The following is a 13,449-nucleotide window of genomic DNA, read 5'->3' on the forward strand; positions in this document are numbered from 1 at the left end:
TAGAATACAAACTATTGCCTAAAAAAAATTACAAAACTCAAGAAGTCAGATTAAAAACAATCTCAAAGTCCTGCTCTTGATCCAATTATTTTTATTTTCTTAGTATGCCAAACTAGCAATTAAAATAAGGTGAGTACATTTATACAAGTGTAACGATATAACTTAACAAGTGTTTTACATTTTATTGGTATTTAACACTTCTTAACAAGAATTAAAATGAATATTAAGTTTTCTAAATACCAGGGAACTGGAAATGACTTTGTTCTAATCGATAATAGAGAACAACTTATATCTCCAGATAATTTTTTATTATTTGAGAAACTTTGCGATAGACGTTTTGGCATTGGTGCAGATGGATTGATGTTACTAGAGAATGCAGATGGTTTTGATTTCAGAATGAGGTACTACAACTCAAATGGAAAAGAAGGCAGTATGTGCGGCAACGGTGGAAGATGCATTATTGCATTTGCTCATCATCTTGGAGTTATTGCAGATAAAACCAAATTTATAGCCGTTGATGGAGAACATGAAGCGGAAGTTCATCAAAGCAATGAAGATATAAAAGTGAGCCTTAAAATGATCGATGTAAGCACAATTGAATTTGGAAAAGATTTTTATTTTTTAGATACTGGCTCACCTCACCTTGTCAAATTCATTGATCAACATGAACAATTCGATACTTTCACAGAAGGCAAAAACATAAGATACAACGATCGTTTTAAGGAAGTTGGTACGAATGTGAATTTCGTTTCCTTACATCAAGATCATATTCAAGTAAGCACCTATGAAAGAGGCGTTGAAGATGAAACTTATTCTTGTGGAACTGGTGTTGTTGCTTCGGCAATTAGCTCTAGCTTTAAAACGAATAGCGACAAGTTCAAAATCAAAACCAAAGGCGGAAATCTTGAAGTTCATTTTGATAAAATTAATGAACAAAGCATAGAAAACATTTGGTTAATAGGACCTGCTACCCATGTATTTGATGGTATTCTAAAAATATAAAAGGTGAACTCTCCCGTATGAAATTTATTCTTGTTAAACTCTTTGAAGACAAAAGTATTTCAAAAGTATTTTTAGTTTCTCTTTTGGGTATTTCCTTGCTCTCCATTTCCATACTCGGATTATTTTGGATTCAACAAGCCAATGAAAAGTTTAAACAAGAATCGAAACAAATTCAAGAAGATTTTTTCAAAACTCAAGAAAAAACACTTCTACAAGAAACTCAAACACTAATCAATTTCATTGAAAATGAGAGAGAACAAACCAGAAACTCATTAAAAGATCAAATCAGTAAAAAAGTTTACGAAGCTCATACGATCGCAACAAACATCTACAATAGTTGCAAAAATGAATTAAGTCAGCAACAAATTCAGAAATTAATTATTGACGCCTTACGACCAATAAAGGACAGCGAAGAAGATGGTTTTTTCTTTATCAACAATTTAAATGGAACCGTTTTAATGGATCCAGAGAAGCCAGATTGGGAAGGAAAGAATAAGAAATTAATACTTGACGTATACGGAGTTCCGATCATCAAGAAAGAAATTGAAATTGCCAAAAAATATGAACAAGGATTTACCAACTATTCTTGGCAAAACGAGAATGGAAATAAAATACATCCCAAAATTTCATTCATAAAAGTCTTCAAGCCTTTTAACTGGTATATTGGATACACCAAAAAAGTGGATAACCACCTTCAAAAAATAAAAGATCAAATCTTATCAAAGATCACAGAAATGAGATTTGATGAAAATTTCACGATTATAGTATTAAGCTTTGATGGTACTTGCCTAGCCCACACTCAAAAAGAAATTGTAGGTCAAGATCTATGGCGTATTAAGGATGAAAATGGAAAAAAAATTACGCAAGAATTTATCAGTCAAGGCACAAATGAGAAAGGTGGTTTTATTCGTTACCAGGATCCTTTTATAGCAGGGAATGAAGAAAGCAAATCAAAACTAATGTATACGAAATCCTATAAAGATTGGCAATGGGTCATAGGAAGTGGAATACATATAATGGAATTAAAAAATGCAATTCAAAAACAAAAAGATGAATTAAAAGCTAGTGTAAATAGCTATTTTATAAAAGCAATCTTAATCTTCCTATTATCTGGTCTTATAATAGTTGTAATCACGCGCTTTGTTGTGCAAACCAATAAATCAGGCTTGAAAATCTTAAGCCAATTTTACAAGGATGCCCTTACGGAATCTCAATTAATTGATACAAGTAAATTGCATTTTAAAGAGTACAAAACACTGGGTGAACATGCCAATCAGATGATTCTAAATAGAAAAAAAATAGAACATCAGCTAAACATTGAAACCGCTTACTTTGAACAACTCTTTGAAAATTCTCCTGAGGCAATCGCAATCACCGACCATGAGAGCAAAGGGATAAAAATAAACCGACAGTTCACCAAACTATTTGGATACACTACAGAAGATATTTACGGTATTGTTATCGACAACTTACTTGCTGACGAATCAAAACAAAGTGAAGCAAATAACATTAACGAAATCACGTCAAAAGGACAACTAATCGAAATAGAGACAGAAAGAAAATGTAAAGATGGAACTCTTATTGATGTTTCCATTATGGGCAACCCGATAGAAGTAGCAGGAGAGCAAATAGCAATATTCGGTATCTACAGAAATATTACAGACCGTAAACATTACGAAAAGCACCTTAAGGAAGCAAAAAGCAGAGCAGAAGAATCTGACAATCTAAAATCTGCTTTTTTGGCAAACATGTCGCATGAAATAAGAACACCAATGAATCACATTCTTGGCTTTACTGATATCATGAGTTCTACACAAATAGACGAATCTGACCGACAAGAATATGCTGGATTGATTAAGCAAAGTGGCACCAACCTACTGCAGCTTATTAATGATATGATTGACCTATCTAAAATCGAGTCTAAACAAATAAAACTTCACAAATCAGAGACTTCGGTTAACACATTACTAGCCTCTTTGTATGAAAAACACTACTCGTACAAGAACACAAATCAGAAGGAAAATTTAATTCTTCAGGTTCAAAAAACCTTGAGTGATGAAGATTCAATTATTTTTACCGATGCAGGTAGACTAGAACAACTTCTTTCAAACTTAATCGAAAATGCCATAAAATTTACGAAAACAGGAATTGTTGAGTTTGGCTATCATTTAAAGGACCGAACAAATATAGAATTCTATATAAAAGATACAGGCATTGGCATCCCTGAAAAATCACTTAAAGATATTTTCCAAAGCTTTAGACAGATAGATGATTCTGACACAAGAAAATATAGCGGAACGGGTTTAGGCCTAACCATAACTCATCGACTTACAGAAATTCTAGGAGGTAGCATAAGAGTTGAATCTGAGGTAGGTAAGGGAACCTGCTTTTTCATCACGCTTCCCTACATAAAAAACAATCAAGATCTAAGAAACACTGAGCTTATCTCGAAAGAGAATTACAATTGGAAAGGCAAAAATATTTTAGTGGTTGATGATGAAAAAAGCAATTTCACTTTCTACAAAGCAAGTTTAGCTAAAACAAATGCAGACGTTTTATGGGCCAAAAGTGGACATGAGGCTATTAATCTGTGTAATGAGAACAAAATTGATTTGGTTTTAATGGATATTCAAATGCCAGAAATGAACGGCTACGACGCAACGAAAAAATTAAAAAATATTCATTCACAGATTCCTATTATCGGCAACACAGCATTCTTTCAAAAAGAATACAAACAAAAAGTAATTGCCGCTGGATGTGACGATTACCTTACCAAACCAATAAAAATACCCAAGTTACTAGATTCTATCAATAAACAACTCATTAAGAACTAATCCCACTTGGTTTTTAACTGATCATGTTTATAATTCTGAATGTATTTTAATGCGTCTTTATAATTGTTTTCAAATCGATAAAACTCACGATAATCTTCTTTCGCAAAATTCTCCTGATAAGTTGTCTCAAATTGGTTTCTCAAACAATCATAAAATCCATCCGTATTGATAAATACAATTGGTAAATTATGATATCCCAATTGCTTCAAGGTGATGACCTCCAATATTTCTTCCAAAGTACCAAATCCACCTGGCAATGCAACAAAAGCATCCGACTTATCTCTAAGCACTTTTTTACGTTCAGCCATGTCTGGAGTAATGATTAATTCATCCAGAAAATCTGCAGAAATCCCATACTCCTCTATCAATTTAGGAATTACACCAATCACCTTTCCTCCAGCTGATTTTACAGCTACAGCAACTTCATTCATCAAGCCAACATTGGTTCCACCATACACCAAACCATTATGAGCTTCTCCAATTGATTTTCCCAAATCCCTAGCTTCCTGAAAAAACTTTTCATCCACTGAATTACTGGATGAACAAAACACACAAATATTCATTTAAATCGATTTTAATTAGCAATTAAATGTATTCAAAAATTACCTAATACAAAGACTAAATCGTCCTTAAATCTTAAGAAATAAAGCAAAAAAAAAGCCCTTAAGATAAACTTAAGGGCTTTCGTTTAGATATTATGAATTAAGCATCAATATTGGCATAAGTGGCGTTCTCTTCGATAAACTCACGACGAGGTGGTACCTCATCTCCCATTAACATAGAGAAAACACGATCTGTTTCAGCTGCATTCTCAATAGTTACCTGACGAAGCGTTCTAACTTCTGGATTCATTGTAGTTTCCCAAAGTTGCTCGGCACTCATCTCTCCAAGACCTTTGTAACGTTGAATATGCATAGAAGATTCTTTTCCTCCACCCCATTCTTCAATCAATCTTAAACGTTGATCCTCGTTCCAACAATATTGCTGATTCTTACCCTTCTTAACTAAATACAAAGGAGGAGTAGCAATATATAAGTATCCGTTCTCGATTAATGATTTCATGTAACGGAAGAAGAAGGTCATAATCAAAGTTGCAATGTGACTACCATCGACGTCGGCATCACACATGATTACAATCTTGTGGTATCTCAACTTTTCAACATTAGCTGCTTTGCTATCTTCTTCGGTACCTATAGTAACACCTAAAGCTGTAAAGATATTCTTAATCTCATCACTTTCGAAGACCTTATGCTGCATTGCCTTTTCAACATTCAAGATTTTACCTTTAAGTGGTAAAATAGCTTGAAATTGTCTGTCACGCCCTTGCTTAGCAGTTCCACCCGCCGAATCTCCCTCGACAAGGAAAACTTCACAGTTAGCAGGATCTTTATCAGAACAGTCAGAAAGTTTTCCCGGAAGACCAGAACCTCCTAGTACAGTTTTACGCTGAACAAGTTCTCTTGCCTTACGGGCTGCATGACGAGCCGTAGCCGCCATAATAACCTTCTGTACGATGGTTTTAGCATCCTTTGGATGTTCTTCAAGGTAATTGGTTAAAAGAGCACTCACAGCCTTATCAACTGCAATACTAACTTCTGAATTACCTAATTTAGTTTTCGTCTGTCCCTCAAATTGAGGTTCTGCAACTTTTACTGATACAACAGCAGTTAAACCTTCACGGAAATCATCACCTGAAATATCAAATTTCAGTTTTGATAGCATGCCTGATTTATCAGCAAAAGATTTAAGCGTTCTCGTTAAACCTCTACGGAAACCTGTTAGGTGAGTACCACCCTCAATCGTATTAATATTATTCACATACGAATGAATATTTTCCGAGAAAGAAGTATTGTACTGCAAGGCAATCTCAACCGGAACGTCATTATTATCTATAGAAACATGAACCGTATCTTCAATTAATCTCTCACGAGTATTATCCAGGTATTGAACAAATTCTTTTAAGCCTTCTTCTGAATAAAATGATTCAGAACGAAACTCTCCATTCTCATCAACATCTCGTTTATCTGTAAGATTCAATCGAATCTCTTTATTTAAGAAAGCAAGTTCTCTTAAACGTGCAGCTAAAATATCGTATTTATACTCTGTTACTAGGAAAATTGAATCATCTGGCTTGAAAGTAATGTTTGTACCAGTATGATCAGTTTCACCAATCACTTTAACATCAGCAAGAGGTTTACCTTTCGAGTACTCTTGCAAATATATTTTTCCATCACGATGAACTTCTGCTTGCAAAAGAGTAGATAGTGCATTTACACAAGAAACACCTACACCGTGCAAACCTCCAGAAACTTTATAAGAATCTTTATCAAACTTACCTCCGGCGTGCAATACAGTCATTACAACTTCTAAAGCCGATTTATTTTCCTTTTCATGAAGTGCTGTTGGAATACCACGCCCATCATCTTTTACAGTAATAGAATTGTCTTCATTAATGAAAACTTCAATATTGTCACAATGTCCAGCTAAAGCCTCGTCAATAGAGTTATCTACAACCTCATAAACCAAGTGATGTAGTCCTTTTACATTAACATCGCCAATATACATGGAAGGGCGCTTACGAACCGCCTCTAAACCTTCTAATACCTGAATACTATTTGCTGAATAGTCGGCATTTTTTTTATTCACATTTTCTAAATCACTCATTTATCAGATCTTTAGTTTCAATCAAAATACGAACCAGTAACTAAACAATGTAATGGTTCATTTTCAATCTTATATTCTAATATTTTTATTGTACAAAATTCTTTTTACTCCTAGGATTGTTTTTATTTCCCAAAGGCGATTAAAAAGAGCAACCACACAAAAGCCAAAAAGCTTTATTAATCAACATCTTACCACCAATAAAAAACCCAAAAGAAAAAGTTAAACAAAGATAATAAAAATGATGAAAATACGAGTAGGAAAATCTATAAAAATCGTGCATTTTATCATATTTTGACAAAGCGATTTTTCAGTAGTAATTAAAGTGAAAATAGCGACCCCTTATGTTTACAATTGAATCGAATTTCGTCTTCGCGGTCTTTTCATCTTAAAACGAATAATAAAATTCTTGACTTGAGCTCCCTCAGAAGTTGTTCCATATTCGTGAAGCTCAAATAATGTGGTTACATTTTTGAAATTTTTTGGCATGGCTTTCCACATTCGATAAAACACTACCTGAACATTTTCCATATCCACATCGTCAAGCTTAATTTTAAGCACTTCCTTGCCTTTTGGCAATGCAAATACACTTACACCATGTTTTTTCCAGCTAATGGACTCTTCAGCCGCAAAAGACATATTTAAAGTATCCCTAGTGATGTCAAATAAATAAGTAATTCCCATTTCAGAATCACCAAATTCCATCAAAATCTCAAGAGGCTTCTGATCGTTATTTACAGATAACTTCCAACGTTCATCTTCTTGCGCATTTATATTGCCAACAAATGCAATGAAAGCAAATGTAAATAGTAGTATATATTTAGTTTTATTGGTCAAATTTAAATTCATAAACTCCGTATGTATTTAATAATAATATTAAATGTAGCAAAAAGCGTGCAAAAAACAATTTGCAAAAATAGTTAAAATAAAAAAGGATGCTCTATTTAAAGAACATCCTTTACAATACGGTGATTTCTTTTTTTTAAAATACGACTTTAATTCCTAATAGGAAATTAAGTCTCTGAGAAGGATATCCATCCCATTGGTAATATTTATCAGCAAATAAGTTATTCACTTTCCCAAAAGCTGTAAAATGCTCGTTTAAACGATAATTTGCACCAATACTAAGGTCATATACAGCATCAAGATTTTTTGTTACGCGATCGACTATAACCGTACCTCCAAAATCATTTACTTCATAAGAAGCAACACTTCTCTCTCCCAATACACTAACCCCAGCTTGAAAACTTAATTCTTCGCTAAACAAATAAGAAGCATTTACATTCATTTCAAATTCAGGCTTGTACCAAGCTTCTTCTAGAGCATCCATGCTATAACTATTGTACCAAACAGAAGAGTTCAACTGTAACTTATCGGTCCAACCAATGGTTACTTCAGCTCCTAATCGAAGTAAACTGATATCATCCTGTTCAACAGCAAATTTATTCGTATTACGAACTGCAACTCCTCCAGATACTGCCATTAAATCTGCATACCTAGTAAAAAAGTATTGATTTTCAACATCACTGTATTCTGCAGATAACTTAAATGATGCATTGGACGAAAGACTTCCTTTCACTCCTCCAAACAGACGATATTTTGTATTCGTAGGACTAACATACAAACCAGAATAAACAAATGGATTTTCATCCGCAATATCGTTATACTTGTTCATATTTAAGCCTCCATCAAGACCTGCAAACAAGGTCAAAATTTCATCAACAGCCTCATAATCCATAGAAATATTAGGATACAATTTTGTTTCTGAATCATCTCCCATTGCTAAAACAGCATCAACCCCTAAAGTCACATTAAGTGCATCTGATTGCAATGAATATTTTGGGCTCAAAGTCCAAACCATCGTTTGTCTGTCTTCAAACTCATCAAAACTAGAAACATATAAACCATCAGTCGCAAAATAGTCAAACTCTGAAGTCAAAGACCAAAGTCCTTCACCTCTTTTAATTTTAGCCTCTGCTTTAATCAATAAGTCATTCTCAGCAACTTCGAAATCATCTCCAAAATGCTCGTATTCCAATCCAATGCCAAAATTTAATCGCTCTTGATCTTTAAATGTTGTTTTAAAATCAGCATTTAAACCAAAGCGATCTTGCTTCTGGCTGTCATAATCAAAAAAACTACTTTGATTGACAAATTTATCGCCATAATAATTATAGCCTTTGTGGCCGTAGTAAACTCTACCAGAAAGTTCACTATCATCTAAATATATTTTCCCGTAAACTTCAGCCAACTGTTCAGTCCAATCTGGCTTTGCATCTTCTCCATTTTCTAATTCAACTTTTCCGTTGGTAGAATAATGCCTAATATGCACACCTAAATCAGAAGTTTTAGATCTTTGATTGTTGTAACGATAATCCCCGAAAAGGGTCGCATAATTACCACCAGCCAAAGTTAAAGCATGACTGTTAACTGATTGCAATGGCTCACCAACAATTCTTGCAGCAGGAATTAAAGCTGGAGAAAAACCAACCGATAAAGGCTTGGTCTGAATAAAATAATTAAAAGAAGGCGTAAATTTAGTCGTATCTACAAGCGTTGGCAACTCACCAATTCTCTTCGATTTATTAATTTTAGGCTGGTAGGTTGTTTTTACCTTTACCTCTTTATTTAAATCTCGTTCTTCCTGGGCATAAGAGATTGTACATGCAAAGCTGAATATTACAGCCGACAATAGGAGCTTTTTGAACATTGCTTTCTTTATTATATTTTAATTATTCTATTTCCTCTTTACTTAGCATTTCTTCCAACATCATTTTCTCCTCATCCAAACCTATAGAATCCGATTCTACTGATGCGTTTTCGAATAGCTTTTCACTCTCGGTGTGATCTGCACCTTCGAACTGAACTTTTACTTCTTTATTGATAATCTTCTCTTCGGCTTTCTTTTCAGCAGCAAGTAAAACATTTAATTTTTCTTGCGCTCTTTCCAAAATCCCGTCCTCTTTCGAAGCATAATTATCAACTATACTTTGTAAGGTATATCTAGCCTGAAAGGCATCATCTTTCTTTAAAAACACATCCGAAAGTAACAGAAAGCTCTCTGCCAACCAATAATGATGTGGAGAATTCATTTCGATAAACTGATTGATTTCTTTTTCGGATAAATCGTATTGCATCTTATCAAAATACAATTTAGCCAATCGATATTTCGACTCAGCACCTTCTGTTGTTTGCGTTTCTTTTGCCAAAGCTTTAAAATCTGCAAGAGCTAAACTTTTATTTGCCATAGCTAAGTATGACTTAGCTCGTTTGTATTTTGCTTCTCGAATTAACTCTTCCTCGGCTTTGGTTATTTCTAGAACCACTGCCACTGCTTGAACCGTATTCTTATACTCTTCCAAAGCATATACAGAGCGCATGTAACCGATTTTTCCCAAGCTAACATTCTCTGGAATTTCAGCCATTTCATTCAATCTAGAGAACTGTGCTTTTGATTGCACGAAATTCTTTTTGCGATAATTCAATTGCGAGGCAGCCACCAATGCTTTTTCGGTAAACAAATTGTTTGGCTGATTTAGCACTTGTTCGAAACCTAATAAAGCCTCATCTAAATCATCCTGATTTAGGGCGGCATCGGCTTTGTAAAACTGTGCATTTAAGCGGAACATTCCATCTGGGAATTGACTTAAATAATCGCCCAAAGCATTAATTCCACGCTCTGTTTCGCCCGACATGTACAATCTTTCGGCAGATATGTATGACAAAGAATCTTTCTCTGAACTACGAATTACCCCTCCACCTTTAAAGGACTCTGCAAACGCAAAATACTCGTTTACATTGTTCATGTCCACATACACATTCTTTAAGCCGGTAAAAGCACTTTTCTTTTCTTCGCTTTGCGGATATTTTAAAACTACCTCTTTGTAAGACTCAATCGCCTTCGGATAATTTCTTGCATTGTAATTTAACTGTCCCAATTGCAATAATGATTTCGGAGCGAAACTACTTTTCGGGAATTTGGTAGCCAATTCTCGATATATTGAAACTGCAGCAGATTCATCATTCAACTTCACTTTTGCTTTTGCCAATTCATACAAAGCATCATCTAAATATTCCGATTCAGGATAATTTGTTCTTAGTTGTTGCAGTAAACGTGATTTCTCAGCAGACTGACCAGTTAAGCCAACAGACAATGCTTGTTGATACAAAGCATAATCGGTATCCCAGTTATTTGCTGAAGCCGCTTTTCCATAATACTCGGCAGCATGATTGTAATCTCTATTCAAAAAGAAACAATCGCCAATTCGGTTACAGGCATCAGAAACAAAATTACTTTTACCATCGGCCTGATTCACAAATTTACGGAACCAATCGGACGCTTGTTCATACTTATCTTGCTCGAAATTTGCATAGGCAATGTTGTAGTAAGCACGCTCGTAATATCCTGAAGAACCAGAACCTGGTGACAATATAAACGCATCGTAGAGCTTTGTTGCTTTTTCAAAATCGCCCAAGCGATAATTTGCTTCGGCTTTCCAATAAACACATTCTGCAGCAATTTGAGAATTGTATATTTTATATTCCAACGCATTGTCGAAAGACTTTATCGCAGTAACGTAATCCAACTGCTTCATTTGCTCTAAACCACGCAGCCAAGAAACTCTTTGATATGCCTTTTTAATTTGTGGGGTTTTGTTGCTGATCTTATTCATGGAAGCCAATGCATCGCCATAATTTTTGGTGGTCATGTACACTTTCACCAAATAATCGTAGGCTTCATCATTACGATCAGAATTCGGGTATTTTTGCAAATAGGCATCGAAAGCCTTTATGGTTTCATTGAATGGCGAATAAGACAATTCATAAGTCAACTTCGCGTAATTGAACAAAGCATCTTGCTGCATGTTCTCGTCAAAATCCATTCTTGAGGTAGCAGAGAAAGCCGCTTTAGCGCCATTTTTATCACCCGATTGCAAATAACAATCTGCCAAACAATAATTGGCAACCATTAGCAATTCATCATCCTTGCCGCCTACTCTTTCAAATTGAACTACTGCCTCGGCAAACTGCTTTTCTTTGTACAAACAGTATCCGTAAGCAAATTTATCTTCTCTAGACAAACTCTTTTTTCCTTTATCCAGAAATGGAATTGCTTTTTTGTACTCTTTTAACTGATAATGCGATAAACCAATCATTTTAGCAATCTCAGCACTTCTTTTTACCGAAGCATCATCTAAAAATTGTGGTGCATAATCAATCACCTCATTGTACTTCTCTTGCAGATAATAAATTTGTGTTATATAGTAAGGTACTATTGGCTTAAAAGTTTTATTCTTTGTCAGTTTTTCGAAACCATTTAAAGCGGTTTGATAATTCTTATTCAGGTAAGCAATGTGTGCGTAGTAATAATTTGCTGGCGCATTGTATTCTCCCGACACATCGATAATTTCAAACAGATATTTACGAGCTTCTTCCAATTTTTCACGTTGAAAATAGGCGTACCCCATTTTAAATTGGTACTCGGTGCGTTGATCAGTGGTTAACGAATAAACATCAACTTTTTTGAACCACTGCAAAGCTGTTTTGTATTTTTTACTTCTGTATTGCTGTCTTCCCAATTGAAAATAGGCAGCTTGTTTTAAATTGCTTTCCGGATTCTTTTTAATAAAGGCTTTCATTTCTTGCTCGGCCTCGGGGCGAAACAATTCAATTGAACACCAAGCCATGTAAAAGGAAGCTTTAGTCGATCGGTCGGAATAAGAATCGTTCTCTTTCTTTAGAAAATCAGCAAACTCATGTCTTGCTCCACCATAATTTTTATTTTGGAACATTTCCATGGCCGACTGCCAAATCTGGTTACTACTCTTGTGTGTTAAGGATTTTTGGGCCTGAGCGGTAAAGCTCAAACATAAAAAGAGAAGGGATGCTAACATCCACAAACTAAATTTATTTCTCATACTACTTTTCGTGTGTAGGTAAAAAAAAGTTGATTATTATGACCATTAGGGAACTGACTTTCTAATCTATTTCCAAATCATAAAATCAGGCTTAAAGATATAAATAATCTGCAAGCTTATCGTAATTCAAAACGGAGGAAAGAAAGAAAAATTGCACGCTTATTTGATAAAGAAAATGTGCAATAAGAAAGCTTCTGCTGAAATAATTTTTTAGATTTGTATGTCGACACACAAATTGAATATTCTAAAAAGCGAAATACATGTCCGAATCTGCTATCATTGAACTTAAAAATGCCATAATCCGTCAGGCGGATAACATTATTTTAACTGATGTAAGCCTTGAAATAGGAAAAGGAGAGTTTGTATACCTAATTGGTCGGGTGGGAAGTGGAAAAAGTAGCCTTCTGAAAACTTTATACGCCGATTTACCTTTAAAAGATGGATCAGGAAAAGTTGTTGGTTATTATTTGCCAATGATTAAAAACAAGCAAGTCCCTTTTTTGAGAAGAAAAATTGGCATCATCTTTCAGGATTTTCAATTGCTTACAGATAGAAATATTGAAGACAACCTACTTTTTGTGCTAAAAGCAACTGGCTGGAAAAATTCAAATGATATTAAATCCCGGATTTCTGAAGTTCTGGAAAAAGTAAAAATGAATAATAAGGGGTATAAAATGCCTCACGAACTTTCAGGTGGAGAACAACAACGTGTGGTTATTGCGCGTGCGCTCTTAAATTCTCCTGATATTATTCTTGCTGATGAACCTACTGGTAATCTGGACCCGGAAACTTCTGATGATTTGGTTAAATTACTTCATGATATTAGTAAAAGTGGCAAAACCATTATTATGGCCACGCATCAGCATGATTTATTAAAGAAATTCCCTGCACGTACCATCGAATGTAAAGACGGTAAAGTTATTGAGCTTTTTAATCCTGATACCGACGAAGAAGAAGAAATCGAGTTGGATTAGAAACAGCCTTTATCACTCCATACCCCTAAAAGGGCTTTCAAAAAAAATACAATTTTAATA

8 protein-coding genes are annotated in these 13,449 nt (G+C 34.6%); 3 read left to right on the forward strand and 5 right to left on the reverse strand.

The features are described 5' to 3' along the window. Positions 1-216: 216 nt before the first annotated feature. The gene (dapF, locus tag L3049_RS20845) at positions 217-1,002 is read left to right on the forward strand and encodes a diaminopimelate epimerase (protein WP_275111773.1); all 786 of its coding nucleotides are present in this window, start codon (positions 217-219) and stop codon (positions 1,000-1,002) included. A 17-nt stretch (positions 1,003-1,019) separates the two neighbouring features. Beyond that, positions 1,020-3,836: a cache domain-containing protein gene (locus L3049_RS20850; RefSeq protein ID WP_275111774.1), complete on the forward strand. Its 2,817-nt coding sequence runs from the start codon at positions 1,020-1,022 to the stop codon at positions 3,834-3,836. Here the strand turns inward: L3049_RS20850 and L3049_RS20855 are convergent. The 5 genes from L3049_RS20855 to L3049_RS20875 all read right to left on the reverse strand — a co-directional run bounded on the left by L3049_RS20855 (position 3,833) and on the right by L3049_RS20875 (position 12,415). Continuing rightward, on the reverse strand, positions 3,833-4,399 hold the full coding sequence (locus tag L3049_RS20855; RefSeq protein WP_275111775.1) for an LOG family protein: 567 nt from the start codon (positions 4,397-4,399) through the stop codon (positions 3,833-3,835). The two genes, L3049_RS20850 and L3049_RS20855, sit on opposite strands and share 4 nt — an antisense overlap. Positions 4,400-4,538: 139 nt before the next feature. Further along, positions 4,539-6,500 carry a DNA topoisomerase (ATP-hydrolyzing) subunit B gene (gyrB, locus tag L3049_RS20860; RefSeq protein WP_275111776.1) on the reverse strand — a complete coding sequence of 654 codons (1,962 nt, stop codon included), beginning with the start codon at positions 6,498-6,500 and terminating at the stop codon, positions 4,539-4,541. 345 nt (positions 6,501-6,845) lie between these two features. Further along, on the reverse strand, positions 6,846-7,346 hold the full coding sequence (locus tag L3049_RS20865; protein WP_275111777.1) for a hypothetical protein: 501 nt from the start codon (positions 7,344-7,346) through the stop codon (positions 6,846-6,848). A 133-nt stretch (positions 7,347-7,479) separates the two neighbouring features. After that, a complete protein-coding gene (locus tag L3049_RS20870) occupies positions 7,480-9,207 on the reverse strand; it encodes a TonB-dependent receptor (RefSeq protein ID WP_275111778.1) in 1,728 nt (575 codons plus the stop codon). 22 nt (positions 9,208-9,229) lie between these two features. Further along, the gene (locus L3049_RS20875; RefSeq protein WP_275111779.1) at positions 9,230-12,415 is read right to left on the reverse strand and encodes a tetratricopeptide repeat protein; all 3,186 of its coding nucleotides are present in this window, start codon (positions 12,413-12,415) and stop codon (positions 9,230-9,232) included. A 260-nt stretch (positions 12,416-12,675) separates the two neighbouring features. On the opposite strand from L3049_RS20875, the gene L3049_RS20880 reads away from it, so the two are divergent. Then, the gene (locus L3049_RS20880; RefSeq protein ID WP_275111780.1) at positions 12,676-13,389 is read left to right on the forward strand and encodes a cell division ATP-binding protein FtsE; all 714 of its coding nucleotides are present in this window, start codon (positions 12,676-12,678) and stop codon (positions 13,387-13,389) included. Positions 13,390-13,449 lie beyond the last annotated feature (60 nt).

The sequence above is a fragment of the Labilibaculum sp. DW002 genome, assembly GCF_029029525.1.
GTDB classification, from domain to species: domain Bacteria; phylum Bacteroidota; class Bacteroidia; order Bacteroidales; family Marinifilaceae; genus Paralabilibaculum; species Paralabilibaculum antarcticum.